This window comes from Streptomyces sp. NPDC008313, assembly GCF_042956125.1.
In the GTDB taxonomy this organism is placed as follows: domain Bacteria; phylum Actinomycetota; class Actinomycetes; order Streptomycetales; family Streptomycetaceae; genus Streptomyces.
Genome location: NZ_JBIBFR010000051.1, coordinates 1 through 17,054, shown reverse-complemented (window position 1 = coordinate 17,054; position 17,054 = coordinate 1). Strand labels below are relative to the sequence as shown.

The 17,054-nt window shown below is 73.4% G+C and carries 8 protein-coding genes; 5 read left to right on the top strand and 3 right to left on the bottom strand.

The window, feature by feature from the left end:
- Nucleotides 1-272: 272 nt before the first annotated feature.
- From ACFY93_RS34430 to ACFY93_RS34420, 3 genes are all read right to left on the bottom strand, one after another.
- Complete coding sequence (locus tag ACFY93_RS34430; protein ID WP_391365866.1) at nucleotides 273-1,823, bottom strand: alpha/beta fold hydrolase; 1,551 nt, start codon at nucleotides 1,821-1,823, stop codon at nucleotides 273-275.
- A 118-nt stretch (nucleotides 1,824-1,941) separates the two neighbouring features.
- Nucleotides 1,942-3,486, bottom strand: coding sequence for an alpha/beta fold hydrolase (locus ACFY93_RS34425; protein ID WP_391365865.1), 1,545 nt, complete (start codon nucleotides 3,484-3,486; stop codon nucleotides 1,942-1,944).
- A 90-nt stretch (nucleotides 3,487-3,576) separates the two neighbouring features.
- Nucleotides 3,577-6,501, bottom strand: coding sequence for a lysylphosphatidylglycerol synthase domain-containing protein (locus tag ACFY93_RS34420; RefSeq protein WP_391365864.1), 2,925 nt, complete (start codon nucleotides 6,499-6,501; stop codon nucleotides 3,577-3,579).
- Between the two features lie 185 nt (nucleotides 6,502-6,686).
- Between ACFY93_RS34420 and ACFY93_RS34415 the strand changes: the two genes are divergently transcribed.
- From ACFY93_RS34415 to nudC, 5 genes are all read left to right on the top strand, one after another.
- Nucleotides 6,687-7,052 carry an MGMT family protein gene (locus tag ACFY93_RS34415; protein ID WP_391365863.1) on the top strand — a complete coding sequence of 122 codons (366 nt, stop codon included), beginning with the start codon at nucleotides 6,687-6,689 and terminating at the stop codon, nucleotides 7,050-7,052.
- Between the two features lie 201 nt (nucleotides 7,053-7,253).
- A complete protein-coding gene (locus ACFY93_RS34410; RefSeq protein WP_391365862.1) occupies nucleotides 7,254-10,601 on the top strand; it encodes a UvrD-helicase domain-containing protein in 3,348 nt (1,115 codons plus the stop codon).
- 217 nt (nucleotides 10,602-10,818) lie between these two features.
- Nucleotides 10,819-14,415 carry a UvrD-helicase domain-containing protein gene (locus ACFY93_RS34405; RefSeq protein ID WP_391365861.1) on the top strand — a complete coding sequence of 1,199 codons (3,597 nt, stop codon included), beginning with the start codon at nucleotides 10,819-10,821 and terminating at the stop codon, nucleotides 14,413-14,415.
- A gap of 10 nt (nucleotides 14,416-14,425) precedes the next feature.
- Nucleotides 14,426-15,838, top strand: a complete 1,413-nt coding sequence (locus ACFY93_RS34400) for a dipeptidase (protein WP_391365860.1) — start codon at nucleotides 14,426-14,428, stop codon at nucleotides 15,836-15,838.
- 85 nt (nucleotides 15,839-15,923) lie between these two features.
- Nucleotides 15,924-16,871, top strand: a complete 948-nt coding sequence (gene nudC, locus ACFY93_RS34395; protein WP_391365859.1) for an NAD(+) diphosphatase — start codon at nucleotides 15,924-15,926, stop codon at nucleotides 16,869-16,871.
- Nucleotides 16,872-17,054 lie beyond the last annotated feature (183 nt).

The following is a 17,054-nucleotide window of genomic DNA, read 5'->3' as shown; positions in this document are numbered from 1 at the left end:
TATAAACCCTCCACGCGTACCGGCCATCACCATCGTCGACGCCACCAAACCCAAACGGGTCAAACGAAAACAAAAGCCTTAAGTAACCGGTATTGCTACTAGACCCGCGACTTCCCCGGAACACGGGCTCGGCACGCACCCGCGTGCCGGGCCCTTTCCCGTGCCGGCACCGCGCCCCGAGCCGGAAGCCGGGACCGGAGCCCGGGCCGGAGCCGGAGGATGCGGCCCCGGCCCCGGCGCCGTGGCGCGCGCCAGGGCCGTACGCCGCCGGTCTACGACGCGCAGACCTTGCCGTCCTCGGGCACCTTCCCGTCCAGCAGGTACTCGTTCACCGTGGAGTCGACGCAGTCGCTCCCGCTGCCGTACGCCCCGTGTCCCTCGCCCTTCCAGGTGAGCTGCACACCGACGCTCTTGCCCAGCTCGTCGGCCATCCTGCGGGCACCCTCGTAGGGAGTCGCCGGGTCCCCGGTGTTGCCGACCACCAGTACGGGCTCGGCTCCCGGCGCGCTGACCTCCGGTGTGTCGTACTGACCGGCCACCGGCCAGTCGTGGCACCAGCCCGCTGTGTCCCACCCCATGAAGTCGCCGAACACGGGAGAGATCTTCTCGAACTCGGGCAGCCGCTTCCTCGTCTCCTCGACCGTCGGCCGCTGCTTGTCGTCCAGGCACGATATGACCCGCTGTGAATGGGTCGTCGTGCCGTAGTGCCCCGAGGTGTCACGCTCGTTGTAGCCGTCGGCGAGGGCCAGCAGCTCCGAACCGTCCCCCTTCTCCGCGGCCTTCAGCGCGCTCGTCAGGGTCGGCCAGCCCTGCTTGCTGTACAGCGGCAGGACGATCCCGGTGAGGGCGAGCGTCTGGGTGAGCCGGCGGCCGCCCGAGGCGGGCAGCGGCTTGGCGTCGATCCGCTTCAGCAGGGCCACGATCTTCCGCGAGCCCTGCTTCGGATCCTGGCCCGTGGACTTCAGGTAGTCGTTCAGGGCCCGCTGGAAGCCCCTGGCCTGGTTCTTCGCGTGGCCCACCGTGTCGGCGCCCGGGTCGACGACGGCGTCCAGCACCACCCGGCCCACGTTCTCGGGGAACAAGTGCGCGTAGACGCCGCCCAGTTCGGTGCCGTAGGAGATGCCGAAGTAGTGCGTCTTCCGGTCGCCCAGCACCTGCCTCATCAGGTCCATGTCGCGGGCCGTGTCCGTCGTCGAGACGTGTGACATCAGCTTGCCCGCGGCCTTCTCGCAGCCCTTGCCGAAGTCGGTGGCGTCCTTGAAGTACGCGGCCTCCTCGGCGGCGTCGTCCGGTGTGGCGTCCACCGACTCGGCCGCCTGGATCGCCTTGTCCTGGCGGCAGCGCACGCCCTCGCTGGCGGCGATACCGCGCGGGTCCCAGCTCACCAGGTCGTACCGCTCGTGCAGTTCGCCGACGATGTCCCCGTACGACGGCATCATGGAGACGCCCGAGCCGCCGGGACCGCCGAAATTGAACAGGAGGGAGCCGATGCGCTTGCTCTGGTCGCCGGTCGCCTTCGAGCGGATCAGAGCGAGGCCGATCGTCTCGCCGTCGGGCTCGGCGTAGTCGAGGGGGACCTTGAGCGTCGCACACTGCCAGCCGCTTCCCGGAGCGGGCGAGTCCGAACCGGCCTCGCAGCGGCTCCAGTCGAGCTTCTGCGAGGTGAGCGAGCCGGGCAGCGCCGAGCCGCCGCCGGAGGAGGGTGCCGCCGACGTACCGCCGCCCTTCCCCTCGCCGGAACCGTCGTCGGACGAACCTCCGCTGCAGCCGGCCAGCAGCAGCGCGGCCGCGGCAGCGGCCGTCCACCGTACGAAACGCGACATGAGCCTTCCCCCCCTCGCCAGTCGTCCGCCGGAAGCCGCGGACGGCATGCAGGCCATAGTATGCGGATCACCGTCGACGGCCGATGGAGCCTGTGGATAACCGTCTGACCTGCGCTTTTCAGCCGCACACGGTGCCGGCCGCAGGCAGTTTGCCCTCCAGCAGATAGCCGTCGACGGCGCCGTGCACGCAGGAGTTCCCGCTGTCGTACGCGCCGTGCCCCTGACCCTTGTACGTCAGCTCAACCCCCACGCCCTCGCCCAGCGCGGAGACCATCCGCCGTGTGCCCTCGTACGGGGTGGCCGGGTCGCCGGTGTTGCCCACGACGAGGACCGGGGCCGACCCGGGGGCGCTGACGTCCGGGTGGTCGGCGGCGCCCGGCACGGCCCAGTCGGTGCAGCTGACCATGCCCCAGGCCAGATACTCGCCGAACAGCGGTGAGGCGTCCCGGAACTCGGACAGCCTCCTCTCCACGTCGGCGGCCGAGTAACGGGGCTTCGCATCCGCGCAGTTGATGGAGATGTTGGCCGCCGTGATGTTGCTGTACTGGCCGTCCTGGTTGCGCCCGTTCATGGAGTCGGACAGCAGCATCAGCACCTTGCCGTCGCCGTCGTACGCCTGCTCGAGCCCCTCCGTGAGGTACTCCCAGAAGTCCTTGGAGTACAGCGCCTGCGCGATGCCGCTGATCGCCGCCGTCTGGGTCAGCTCGCGCGGGAAGACACCGGGGATCGGCCGGCTGTCCAGGTCCTTCAGCAGCTTCGCGATCCGGTCCTTGACGTCCCGCGGTGTGTCACCGAGCGGACAGTCCTCGGCCTTGGAGGTGCAGTCCTCGGCGAAGTTGTCGAGCGCGAGCTGAAAGCCCCTGGCCTGCCCCAGTGAGGCCTCCTCCGGTGTCTGCGTCGGGTCGACGACCGCGTCGAACACGGCACGCCCGACCTTCCCCGGATACAGGTGCGCGTAGACGCCGCCGAGTTCCGTGCCGTACGAGATGCCGAAGTAGTGCAGTCGGTCGTCGCCGAGGACCTGGCGCATCAGGTCCATGTCCCGGGCCGCGTCGGTCGTGCGGACATGGGGCAGCGTGCTGCCGGAGTGTTCCTCGCAGGCCGCGTTGAAGTGCTTGGTGCTCGTCAGGAGCTCGCGGCGCTCGGCCGGGTCGTCGGGCGTCGCGTCCTGCTGGAAGAAGGCGTCCAGCTGCTGGTCGTCCTCGCATCGCACGCCCGCGCTGCGGCCCACCCCGCGCGGATCGAAGCTGACCAGGTCATAGCGGGTGCGCAGCTTCGCGTAGTCCTTGCCGAAGGCCGGCAGGGTGGTGACGCCCGAACCTCCGGGGCCGCCGAAGTTGAACACGAGAGACCCGATGCGGCTGTTGCCCCGGCCGCTCGTCCGCGCCCGGACGAGGGCGATGCCGATCGTCTCGCCCTTGGGTTCGGCCCAGTCGAGAGGCGCCTTCATGGTGGCGCACTGCCACCGCGTACCGCCCGGCAGCGGGGACGGAGCACTGCCGCCGCCCTGGGACTCGGAGGGCGCGGGACAGTCGTCCCAGCTGAGCTCCTGCGCCGTGAGGTCCTCGTCCTTGGAGTCGCCGTCGCAGGCCGCCAGCAGGGAGGAGAGCAGCAGGGACGAGAGCAGCAGGGCGGCGGCGCGCAGCCGGGGCGGGTTCGGCATGAACCCATCCTGGTCGCGCCCGCGGTGACGCGCTCGGGGCGCGGGCCGTGCGGGTGAGCACGCCGGGCGCGCCACCGGGCTGCTCGTGCCCTACAGGGCGCCCTTGCGGGTGAGGTGGTTGAAGTACAGCCAGCCGGGCAGCACCGGCAGCCACAGGGTCAGCAGCCGGTACAGCAGCACGGCGGGTGCCGCGACCTCCTTGGGGAGGCCGACGGCGATCAGGCCCACGGTGAGGGTCGCCTCGACCGCGCCGACACCGCCCGGGGTCGGCGCCGCCGAGCCGAGCGCGTTTCCGGCGAGGAAGACGACGGCGACGCTGGCCAGGCTGAGTGAGGCGGTCTCCTCGTTGCCGAAGGCACGGATCGACGCGTCCAGGCACATCACGAAGCAGGCGGTGAGCAGCAGCATCCCGCCGATGCCGGTGACCAGCTTCTGCGGCCGCTGGAGCACGTCGAGCATGCGCGGGACGACACCGGCGAACAGCGACCTCACGCGTGTGACGACGAACTTGCGCAGGAACGGCACCGAGGTCACCACGAGCACCAGGACGGCGACCGTCAGCAGACCCGCGATGACCGTGCGGGACGGCGACAGGGAGGGCGTCTTCTCGGTGCCGGTCAGATAGCCGAAGGACAGCAGCATGAGGATGTGGCAGCCGAGCCCGAAGAGCTGCGAGGCGCCGACGCTCGCCACGGCCAGACCCGGCCGCACCCCCGAGCGCTGCAGGAACCGCGTGTTGAGGGCGACGCCGCCCACCGCCGCCGGTGCCACGATCTTCACGAACGAGCCGGCGACCTGCGCCGCCACGGCCCGCAGGAACGGCACCCGCTCGGGGACGAAGCCGAGCAGGCTCATCGCCGCCGCGAAGTAGCTCAGCGCCGAGAACAGCGCGGCCGCGGCGACCCAGCCCCACTCCGCGTTGTCGAAGAGGGTGCCGAACTCGATGTGCGTGAGCTGGGTCAGCAGGAAGTACGCGCCGATCGCACCCGCGATGAAGCTGATCAGCGTGCGCGGCCGGACCCGCTCCAGACGGGCCGGCTCGACGGGCGCCTGGGGCCGGATCCGCAGGACCTGGTGGCGGATCTGGGTGAGCAGGTCCTCCTCGCGCGCCCCGTCCAGGGCCTCGTCCAGCGCCCGCTTCTCGGCCCGCTGCTCGGCCCGCGCCGCCTTCTTGTCGGGCTTCTCCAGGACGACGCCGCTGTCCTCGCGGCTCGCCCCCTGGCTCTCCTCCAGCCGGGCCAGCTTGTCCTGCCTGGACGCCTTGAGGACGGCCTCGCGCTCGCGTTCCGCGCGCTCCCTGGCCAGTCTGCGCAGCGTCGCGCGCGTGGAGCGTGTCAGCGCGATGGGCTGCAGCAGCGGCAGACAGTCGGCGACCGCGTCAGGACCGAGGACCCCGACCGCCGACGCGACCGAGCGCTCGGCGCCCACCCGCAGCCCGAGCGTGGTCAGCAGCTGGGCGATGTCCATGCGCAGCACCAGGTCGCCGGAGGCGATCTCGCCGCCGCGCATGTCGGTGAGGATCACGGTGCCGGAACGATCCACCAGGATGGCGTCCCCCGCCAGCCTGCGGTGGGCGATGCGCCGCGACTGCAGCGCCCGCACCTGGTGCCAGGTGTCGCGCAGCAGGTCGTCGGTGATTCCCTCGTCCGGCAGCGAGTCGAGGGTGTGCCCGCCGGTGTGCTCGTAGACGAGCATCACGGCGTCGGGGCCGAGCTCGGAGGTGGCGATCAGCTTGGGCGCGTTGGCCCCGGCGGCGATGGCCGCGTACGCGAGGAGCGCCTCCTGTTCGAGTGCCTGGCGCAGGGACTGCAGGCTGCGGCGGGTGGTGATGCCGCGCAGTGTCAGCCGGCGCCAGACGCGGTAGAAGAAGCCCTGCGCCTGCTGCTCCCGGTCCACCACGGTGACGTCCAGCGGCGGGCCGTCCTCCAGGGTGACGAAGTAGCGCCGGCCGCGGTCGCCGGTCTCCGCGGCGTCCGCCACGTCCTCGCGGGCCGCGCTCACCGGGTGGAAGCCGACATGCCGCAGGCCCGCCATCAGCGTCCGTCCGGTCGGCCGTACGTTCGGTGAGCCGACCGCGTACAGCGTCCCGTAGGCGACGGTCCAGCCGATGAGCACCGTCAGGATGATCGAGAACGGCGTCGTGTAGCCGGTGACCAGCATCGAGAAGGCGTCCAGCATCAGCACGACCCACAGCACCGCACGCCAGCGCGGCCGGCGGGACATCCCGACAGCCGTCATGTACGCGATGACGGGGGCCAGATAGCCGTGCACCGGGTCGGTGAGCGCGTGGACGTCACCGGGGGAGGGCTGGGTCAGCGCGTCCTGGATGGAACCCGGGGCCGCCTTCGCGACCCACAGGTCGGTGGCGAGGGTCACCCCGTGCGCGAGGACCGCGGCGAGGACGCCGTCGGCGATGCGCAGTCCGTCCCGCTTGATGAGCCGCTCGATCGCGAAGGCGACCGGCACCAGGAGGATCGCGATGCTGGAGGCCAGCCCCGCGATCTTGATGAGCAGATCGGGTGCCTGTCCGGTGCCCTTGTTGATGTCCTGTTCGAGTCCGGAGGTGGTGCCGTGGGCGAACGCGGCGACGGCGAGCAGGACGACGATCGCGAGGACGCCCACGAGCAGGCGCATCAGGTCCGAGGGACGGTGCACGCGCGCGGGGAGCAGCGGCTCGTCGCCCTCGACCTCCTCGGCGTGGGCGTCGTCGGAGCTCTGCTGAGGGCGCGGTCCGGCCGTCCCGTGCGTCCTGGGGGGCGGCTGGTCGTCCTCGTGGGTCTGGGAGACGGGGGTGTCGTCGCTCGTGGCGGTGGCTTCCGACGGCTCACCGGGCGACGCCGGGGCGGCGTCGTCCGTGTCCTCGCCCTCGGCGTCCGTGCCCCGGGCGTCGTCCCCGTCCGGGCCCGCCCGCATCGGATCCTTCTCGTCGGGGCCGTCGGGGCCGTCGGTGTCCGGGCGCGACGAGGCCCCAGAGCTGCCCGCCGCGTCGTCGGGGTGCGCGCTCTGCTGCTTCATCGTCTCTTCTTGATCTCGTATCACCTGTCACCGTCCGGACGATGGTGGCATGCCCCACCGACACACAGGGGCATCAGGGTGCAATACGGGGGCGCACAGTCTGCCCGAAGCGCGCCTCCGGGGCGAGGCGCACGCACGGTGACCACCGGGTCGCACTGTCGGTGCGGTGCGGCAGGATGGGGCGGATGAGTGAGGAGAGCCTTCCGGCGGACGCCCTGCCGGAGTACGCGGAGCGGGTCCTCGAGGTCGCCGAGCTGATCCCTGCGGGCCGCGTCATGACGTACGGGGACGTCGCCGAGTGGCTGGAGGAGGGCGGCCCCCGCCAGGTGGGCCGAGTGATGTCCCTCTACGGAGGAGCGGTCCCCTGGTGGCGGGTCGTCCGCGCGGACGGCGTACTCCTGCCCGGCCGCGAACTCGACGCGCTGGGCCACTACCGGGCGGAGGGCACCCCCCTGCGGCAGGCGAACAGGGCCGCGGAGGGACACGTGCCACGCGTCGACATGAGACGGGCGCGGTGGGACGGCGACGAACGTGCGGTGGGTCACACCTGACAGCTTCCGCCCGCGCGGGGGCCGGTGGCGAGGCGGTGACCCGTACGCGGGAGGCCCGGCACATCCGGGACATGCCGTACGTTCGATGCGCGAGGGACGCGCGCGCCGTGGGGGCCGGGACCGCCCGGCCGCCTTCCTCGCGGCGGCGCCCGGCGCCGGCAGTGACCATGCACAGCACACCCACCAGGACCGGCGAACCACGTGAGCTCCTCTTCCTCCACCAGGCGCCTGCCGTACCCCCCGGTACGGCAGGGGACCCGCGGCGCGTACCGACTGGTGCTTACCCCGCCGGAGCGGGTGGACCCCCCTCACCTTGACGCGGCGCAGCGCGCCGTGGTTGATCACGGGGCCGGACCGCTGCTCGTCCTCGCGGGTCCCGGCACGGGCAAGACGACCACCCTCGTCGAGTCCGTGGCCGCCCGGATCGCCCGGGGCGCCGACCCGGAGCGGGTCCTCGTCCTGACGTTCAGCCGCAGGGCCGCCGTCGAGCTGCGCGACCGGATGGCGCTGCGCATGGGGGCGGCGCGCGCTCCCCGGGCCACCACGTTCCACTCGTTCTGCTACGCCCTGGTCCGCGCCCACCAGGACACCGACCTGTTCGTCGAGCCGCTGCGCCTGCTGTCCGGCCCCGAACAGGACGTGGCGGTGCGCGAGCTGCTCGCCGGGCAGCCCGGCCTCGAACGGCTCGGTCTCGCACATGTCCGCTGGCCGGACGAGCTGCGCGCCTGCCTGACCACGCGCGGGTTCGCCGACGAGGTCCGCGCGGTCCTCGCCCGCAGCCGTGAGCTGGGCCTCGGCCCCGACGCCCTGGGCGCCTTCGCCGGGCGGATCGGCCGCCCCGACTGGGGCGCCGCGGCCGCGTTCCTCGCCGAGTACCTCGACGTCCTCGACATGCAGGGGGTCCTCGACTACGCCGAACTCGTCCACCGGGCGGTGCTCCTCGCCCGGCGCCCCGCCGTCGCCGAGCACCTGGCGGCCCACTACGACGCCGTCTTCGTCGACGAGTACCAGGACACCGACCCCGCGCAGGTACGACTGCTGAACGCCCTCGCCGGCGGGGGGCGCACCCTGGTCGCCTTCGGGGACCCCGACCAGTCGATCTACGCGTTCCGCGGCGCCGACGTGAACGGCATCCTCGACTTCCCCGAGGCCTTCCCGCGCGCGGACGGACGGCCGGCGCCGGTCGAGGTCCTCGGGACGTCACGCCGCTCGGGCGCCGTCCTGCTCGAAGCCACCCGACGGCTCACCCGGCGCATGCCGCTGACCCGCCTCCCGGCACGGAAGGTCCGCGCGCACCGGGAACTGTCGCCGGTACGGGAGGGAGGGAGCGTCGAGGTCTACACGTATCCGACGCCCGGCGCCGAGCTGGACAACATCGCGGACATCCTGCGCCGCGCCCACCTGGAGGACGGGGTCCCCTGGAGCGAGATGGCGGTCCTGGTGCGCGCGGGCTCCCGCACCATCCCGACGATCCGGCGCGTCCTCACGTCCGCCGGAGTCCCCCTGGACATCGACGGCGACGACCTCCCCCTGCGCCACGAGCCGGCGGTGACGCCGCTGCTGACGGCGCTGCGGGCCGTCGCCCGGGCGGAGCTGGGCGAGGACCCCGTGACACAACGGGACGGCGCCCCCGGCTCCGGACGGCAGGAGCCCCGGCCGGTCAGGCCCTGGCTCGACACCGAGACCGCGCTGACCCTCCTCGCCTCGCCCCTCGCGGGCATGGACGCCGCCGACCTGCGGCGACTGGGCCGCGCGCTGCGCGAGGAGGAACGGGCGGCCGGGAACGCCGTACCGCCGCCCTCCGACGACCTGCTCGCACAGGCACTGGCCGAGCCCGAGCGGCTCGCCGCGCACGACCCGGCGTACGCCCGCGGCGCACAGCGGCTGGGCGCGCTGCTCGGCAGGGCACGCGAGCGCCTCGCGGCCGGCGGCACGGCCGAGGAGGCGCTCTGGGACCTCTGGGACGGCACCCCGTGGCCGCATCGCCTGGAGCGGGCCGCCCGGCGAGGCGGCGCGGCCGGACGCAACGCCGACCGGGATTTGGACGCCGTCTGCGCCCTGTTCGCCACCGCGGCCCGCGCGGAGGAACGCACGGGCGGCCGCGGCACGCTCAACTTCCTGGAGGAGATCGAGGCCCAGGACATCGCCGCCGACACCCTCACCCGCAGAGCGGTGCGCCCCGACGCCGTACGCCTGATGACCGCGCACCGTTCCAAGGGCCTGGAATGGCGCCTCGTCGTGGTCGCCGGGGTCCAGGAGGGACTGTGGCCCGACCTGCGCCGCCGGGGCTCCCTTCTCGAGGCCGACCGGATCGGCCGCGACGGCCTCGCCGAACCGCTCACTCCCGGGGCGCTGCTCTCGGAGGAACGCCGGCTGTTCTACGTGGCCGCCACGCGCGCACGCGCACGCCTCGTCGTCACCGCCGTGAAGGCACCCGCCGACGACGGCGACCAGCCCTCCCGCTTCCTCACCGAGCTCGGCGTCGAACCCAAGGACGTCACCGGCCGCCCCCGCCGGCCGCTGTCGGTGCCGGCGCTCGTCGCCGAGCTGCGCGCCGCCACCGTCGACCCCCGCGTCTCGGACACCCTCAGGCAGGCCGCGGCCCAGCGGCTGGCCCGGCTCGCCGCGCTCGCCGACGACGACGGCCGCCCCCTCGTGCCGTCCGCCCACCCGCACCGCTGGTGGGGCATGTACGAGCCGACGCGGAGCAAGGTTCCGCTGCGCGACCGCGACCACCCCGTCGTGCTCTCCGGCAGCGCCCTCGACCAGCTCGCCCACACGTGCGCCCTGCAGTGGTTCCTCGGCCGGGAGGTGAAGGCGGACGCGCCGTCGACGGCGGCCCAGGGCTTCGGCAACGTGGTGCACGTCCTCGCCGACGAGGTGGCCTCCGGGCGCACCCCCGCCGACCTCGACGTCCTCATGGAGCGGCTGGACTCCGTGTGGAACGCGCTCGCCTTCGACGCGCCCTGGAAGTCCGCACAGGAGAAGGAGCACGCGCGCGTGGCGCTCGAACGCTTCCTGCGGTGGCACGTCGACTCCAACGGCGCCCGCGCGGGCCGCACACCGGTGGCGAGCGAGCACGACTTCGACGTCACCCTCGAAGCGGGCTCCTACGAGGTGCGCATCCGCGGCTCCATGGACCGCGTCGAGACGGACACCGAGGGCCGCGCCTACGTCGTCGACTTCAAGACCGGCAAACAGGCGCCGAGCGCCGCCGACGTGGCCCGCCACCCGCAGCTCGCCGTCTACCAGCTCGCCGTCCGCGAGGGCGCCGTCGACGACGCCTTCGACGGCACCCGTCCCGAACCGGGCGGCGCCGAGCTCGTCCAGCTCCGCCAGGGCGCCGCAAAGAAGAACGGCGGCGAGACCTTTCCCAAGGTGCAGGCCCAGGAACCGCTCACCGGCGAGTGGGTCGGCGACCTCCTGGCCACCGCCGCCGGCAAGGTCCTGGACGAGCGGTTCTCGCCGACCACCGGCCAGCACTGCACCCACTGCGCCTTCCGGGCCTCCTGCAGCGCCCGGCCCGAGGGACGGCACGTCGTCGAGTGAACCGGGCGGAGAGGCGGGGCGCCGTCGAGTGAGCCGGGCGGACCGCCGCCGGGGCGCGCGGTGCGCCGGACGCCGCGCGCCGGGGGCGTGCGGCCCGTCGGCGCGACCCGAGTGACGTATCGCACCACCCCCGCTGACCTGCGCTTCCCGCGCGCCGGCCGCCGCGGCGGCACCGGCCAGGCACCGGCTGTCGGTGGCCGCGGCTAGCCTCTCTCACGTGCCAGCCCGTATCACCGACCCCGAGCAGCTCAAGGAGCTCCTGGGTATCCCGTTCACCCCGGAGCAGACGGCCTGCATCACCGCGCCGCCCGCCCCGCAGGTGATCGTGGCCGGCGCCGGGTCGGGCAAGACCACGGTGATGGCGGCACGCGTGGTGTGGCTGGTCGGCACCGGGCAGGTCGCCCCCGAGCAGGTACTCGGCCTCACCTTCACCAACAAGGCCGCGGGCGAACTCGCCGAGCGGGTCCGCAAGGCCCTCGTCAGGGCGGGCGTCACCGACCCCGACGTGATCGACCCGGACAACCCGCCGGGCGAGCCGGTCATCTCCACGTACCACGCCTTCGCCGGCCGGCTGCTGACCGACCACGGCCTGCGCATCGGGCTCGAACCCACGACCCGGCTGCTCGCCGACGCCACCCGCTACCAGCTCGCCGCGCGGGTGCTCCGTGAGGCTCCGGGACCCTACCCCGCGCTGACCCGTTCCTTCCCCGACCTGGTCGGGGACCTGCTCACACTCGACTCCGAGCTCGCCGAGCACCTCGTACGGCCCGAGGACCTGCGGGCCCACGACGCCGGACTGCTGCGCTCGCTGGAGGGCGTCAAGCTCACCAACGCGGACCTGCGCAAGGCCCCCGAGGCCGCCGCGGCCCGCAGGGAGCTCGCCGAGCTGGTCGGCCGCTACAGGGCCGCGAAGCGCGAGCGCGACCTCCTCGACTTCGGCGACCAGATCGCCCTGTCCGCGACGCTCGCCCGCACCCGGCCCGAGGTCGGCGGCATCCTCCGCGACGAGTTCCGCGTCGTCCTGCTCGACGAGTACCAGGACACGTCGGTCGCCCAGCGCGTCCTGCTCGCGGGACTGTTCGGCGGCGGCACGGGCCATCCGGTCACCGCCGTGGGCGACCCCTGCCAGGCGATCTACGGCTGGCGCGGCGCCTCCGTCGCCAACCTCGACGACTTCCCCGAGCACTTCGCGCACGCCGACGGCCGCCCCGCCACCCGCCAGGCGCTCAGCGAGAACCGCCGCAGCGGCGGCCGCCTCCTCGACCTCGCCAACGGCCTCGCCGAACCGCTGCGCGCCCTGCACGCGGGCGTGGAGGCCCTGCGCCCCGCACCGGGCGCCGAGCGCGACGGCCTGGTCCGCTGCGCGCTGCTGCCCACGCACGCCGAGGAGCTTGACTGGCTCGCCGACTCCATCGCCCACCTCGTACGCACCGGGAAGGCGCCCGGCGAGATCGCCGTGCTGTGCCGCACCGCCACCGACTTCGCCGCGATCCAGGGCGCCCTCGTGGCCCGCGACGTCCCCGTCGAGGTCGTCGGACTCTCCGGACTGCTCCACCTTCCCGAGGTCGCCGACCTCGTCGCCGTCTGCGAGGTCCTCCAGGACCCCGGGGCCAACGCCTCCCTCGTGCGCCTGCTCACCGGGCCCCGCTGGCGGATCGGCCCCCGCGACCTCGCCCTCCTGGGACGCCGCGCCCGGCTTCTCGTCTCCCACGCGCGCGTGGAGGACGACGACCCCGACCGCAGGCTCGCCGCGGCCGTCGAAGGGGTCGACCCGGCCGAGGTGATCTCACTCGCCGACGCACTCGACGCGTTCCTCGAAAGCCCCTTCGCGGCCGAGGAGTACGACGACGGACTGCCCTTCTCCGCGGACGCGCGGGTGCGGTTCGCCCGGCTCGCGGCCGAGCTGCGGGATCTGCGCCGCTCGCTCGCCGACCCTCTGATGGACGTCCTGCACAGGGTCCTCGCCGTCACCGGCCTGGAGGTGGAGCTGTCCGCGTCCCCGCACGCCCTGGCGGCCCGCCGCCGCGAGACCCTGTCGAACTTCCTGGACGTCGCCGCGTCCTTCGCCTCCCAGGACGGCGAGGCGACCCTCCTCGCCTTCCTCGGCTTCCTGCGCACGGCCGCCCAGTACGAGAAGGGTCTCGACAACGCCCTCCCGGGCGGCGAGAACACCGTCAAGGTGCTCACCGCGCACAAGTCCAAGGGCCTGGAATGGGACGTCGTCGCCGTGCCCGGCCTGGTCACCGGCACCTTCCCCAGCACCCAGGGGCGGGAGAAGTGGACGGCGCAGGGCAAGGTGCTGCCGCACGGACTGCGCGGCGACGCCGACACGCTGCCCGACATCGAGACCTGGGACGCCAAGGGGCTGAAGGCCTTCCACGAGGCGATGAAGGACCACCAGCTGACCGAGGAACTGCGCCTCGGCTACGTCACCTTCACCCGCCCCCGCTCCCTGCTGCTGGGCTCCGGCCACTGGTGGGGCCCCTCCCAGAAGCGCCCCCGCGGACCCTCGGACTTCCTGCACGCCCTCTACGAGCACTGCGCCGCCGGACACGGCGAGATCGAGGCATGGGCGGACGAGCCGGCCGAGGACGAGGAGAACCCGGCCCTGCGCGCGGCGGACGCCGAGCAGGCCTGGCCCCTCCCGCTGGACGACCGGGCGCTGGCCCGCCGCCGTGAGGCCGCGCAGACCGTCCTCACCCACCTGGAACGGGTCACCACCCACGCGGGCACCCGCCCCGGCCAGGCGCCGGAGGCGGACGCCCACCCCCCGGCCGCCCACGATCCCGGCTCCTACGACACCCCGGACCGGCCGCCGCCCCCGAAGGACCCCGACGACGCCGCGGAGGACTTCCCGGAGGACATCGGGAACCACTCCCCGGAGGACATGCGGGAGGAGTCCCCCGAGGACATCCGGGAGGAAGACGTCTCCGACTGGGACACCTGGACCGCACACCGCCCGGGGCCGCCCGCCGCGACCGCACGCGTGCCGTACGCCCAGCCCGCGCCCGAGCCGCTCCCCGACGACGTCGGCCCCCGGGTCCCGCACGCCCGCAGGCACCCCGCCGAGCCCGCCGACGGGCTCACCCCCGAGGAGGCCCGGACCGTCGACTCCTGGGACCGTGACCTCGACGCCCTCTCCGGCGAGCTGCTGCGAGCCCGCGAACGTGTCACCGACGTCACCCTGCCCGCCTCGCTCACCGCCACCCAGCTGCTCAGCCTGGCCGCCGACCCGGACGCCTTCGCCCAGGAACTGGCCCGCCCCATGCCGCGCCCGCCGCAGCCCGCCGCCCGCCGCGGCACCCGCTTCCACGCCTGGGTCGAGTCCCGCTTCGAAGCGCTGCGGCTGCCGATGCTGGAACCGGAGGAGCTGCCGGGCACCAACGCCGAGATCGCCGACGAGCGGGATCTCGAAGCCCTCAAGGAGGCCTTCGAGCGCACCCCGTACGCCCGGCGCACGCCCTACCGCGTCGAGGCGCCGTTCCAGCTGGAGATCGCGGGGCGGGTCGTGCGCGGACGGATGGACGCCGTCTACAAGGAGGGCGACGGCACCGGCACCCGGTACGAGATCGTCGACTGGAAGACCCACCGCGACCGCACCGCCGACCCCCTCCAGCTCGCCCTCTACCGGCTCGCCTGGGCCGAGCAGCGAGGCGTGCCCCTGGAGTCCGTGGACGCCGCGTTCCTGTACGTGCGCACCGGCGAGATCGTCCGGCCCCGCGATCTTCCCGACCGGGCCGGCCTGGAGCGGCTGCTCCTGGCGGAAGGGTCCCCGGAGGAACCGCCGGACGAGTACGCCCCCGCGGGCCGATAGGCTCGTGAGCATGAGCAAGCCCGTTGACAGCGACGTCAGCACCGTCCGCACGTACATCGAAGACCACCGCGACGCCTTCCTCGACGACCTCGCGGAATGGCTGCGCATCCCCTCGGTGTCGGCCCAGCCGCAGCACGCCGCGGACGTACGGCGCAGCGCCGACTGGCTGGCCGCCAAGCTGCGGGAGACCGGCTTCCCCACCGCCGAGGTGTGGACGACGCCGGGCGCTCCCGCCGTCTTCGCCGAATGGCCCTCCGAGGACCCCCAGGCGCCCACGGTCCTCGTCTACGGACACCACGACGTGCAGCCCGCGGCCCGCGAGGACGGCTGGGACACCGAGCCCTTCGAGCCGGTCGTCCGGGGCAACCGCCTCCACGCGCGCGGCGCCGCCGACGACAAGGGCCAGGTGTTCTTCCACACACTCGGCGTCCGCGCCCACCTCGCGGCTACCGGCTGCACCGCCCCCGCCGTGCACCTGAAGCTCCTCGTCGAGGGCGAGGAGGAATCGGGCTCCCCGCACTTCCGGGCCCTCGTCGAGGAGCGGGCCGGACGCCTGAAGGCCGACGCGGTGATCGTGTCCGACACCGGCATGTGGTCCGAGGACACCCCCACGGTCTGCACCGGCATGCGCGGCCTCGCCGAGTGCGAGATCGAGCTGCGGGGCCCCGGCCAGGACATTCACTCCGGTTCCTTCGGCGGCGCCGTACCCAATCCGGCCACGGCCGCCGCCCGCCTGGTCGCGGCCCTGCACGACGAGCACGCGCGCGTGGCCGTCCCGGGCTTCTACGACGGCGTCACCGAACTCACCGAACGCGAGCGCGAACTCTTCGCGGAGCTGCCCTTCGACGAGGAGCGGTGGCTGCGTACCGCCAGGTCGACGGCCGCCCACGGCGAGGCCGGGTACACCACCCTGGAACGCGTCTGGGCCCGCCCGACCGCCGAGGTCAACGGCATCGGCGGCGGCTACCAGGGCCCCGGCAGCAAGACGATCATCCCGTCCTCCGCGATGGTCAAGCTGTCCTTCCGGCTGGTCGCCGGGCAGGACCCCGACCACGTCGAGAAGGCCGTCCGCGCCTGGGCGGCCGAACAGGTCCCCGCCGGCATCCGGTGCGAGATCACCTTCGGGTCGGCCACCCGGCCGTGCCTGACGCCGCTGGACCACCCGGCGCTCCGGTCCGTGGTGCGCGCCATGGGCCGGGCCTTCGAACAGCCCGTCCGCTTCACCCGCGAAGGCGGCTCGGGGCCCGCCGCCGACCTCCAGGAGGTGCTCGGCGCACCCGTCCTTTTCCTGGGCATCTCCGTCCCCTCCGACGGCTGGCACGCCCCGAACGAGAAGGTCGAGCTCGACCTCCTCATGAAGGGCGTGGAGACCAGCGCGTACCTGTGGGGAGACCTGGCCGGGGGCGCCGGCGAGGCACACTGAAGAAGCCCGCGGAGCACGCTCGCCGTCCGTCCTGCCGAACCGTCCGCCGCAACCGCCGTTCCACCGGGGGAGTTGGAAAGCACCCGTGACCACCTGGACCGACCACACCGCCGACCGTCCCATCTCGCTCACCGCCCCGAGCGGCATCGACCGCGCCGCCCACCAGCGGCTCGACGAGGCCTGGCTCGCCGCGGCGTGGAGCCACCCCACCACCCGGGTCTTCGTGGTCTCAGGCGGTCAGGTCCTCATCGACGAGACGGACGACCACACCACCGAACTCGTCATGACGCCGTCCTTCGAGGCGCCGCTCACCGAGGCACATCGCTACTTCCTCGGCACCGACGACGACGGCGTCAGCTACTTCGCCCTCCAGAAGGACGCGCTGCCGGGCCGCATGGACCAGTCGGCCCGCCCTGCCGGCCTGCGCGAGGCCGGCCTGCTGCTGTCCCCGCGGGACGCGGGACTGATGGTGCACGCCGTCGCCCTGGAGAACTGGCAGCGGCTGCACCGCTTCTGCTCCCGCTGCGGCGAGCGGACCGTCATCGCGGCGGCCGGCCACATCCGGCGGTGCCCCGCGTGCGGCGCCGAGCACTACCCGCGCACCGACCCCGCCGTGATCATGGCGGTGACGGACGACGACGACCGCCTCCTGCTCGGCCGCCAGGTGCACTGGCCCGAGGGCCGGTTCTCCACGCTCGCCGGATTCGTCGAGCCGGGGGAGTCCATCGAGCAGTCGGTGCGCCGTGAGGTCTTCGAGGAGGCGGGGATCACGGTCGGCGACGTCGAGTACGTGGCCAGCCAGCCCTGGCCGTTCCCGTCCAGCCTGATGCTCGGCTTCATGGCCCGGGCCACCTCGTCGGAGATCGCCGTCGACGGCGAGGAGATCGAAGAGGCGCGCTGGTTCTCCCGCGACGAGCTGCGGGCCGCTTTCGAGTCCGGGGAGGTGCTGCCTCCCTACGGAATCTCGATCGCGGCCCGCCTGATCGAACTCTGGTACGGCAAGCCCCTGCCCAAGCCGGGAACGGCCCTGTAGCAGGGGCCAGCGGGGCCCGGACACCGGGCGACTCCCGGCGTCCGGCCCTGTCGAGGGTCTCGGACACCGGGTGACTCAGGCGCCCGGCCCTGAACCGCCCCGTGTCGAATGGAGACTCGATTTCATGAAAGGATCGAGTCATGGCACGACCGTCCCGTTACCCGCTTGAGCTGCGCCGTCGCG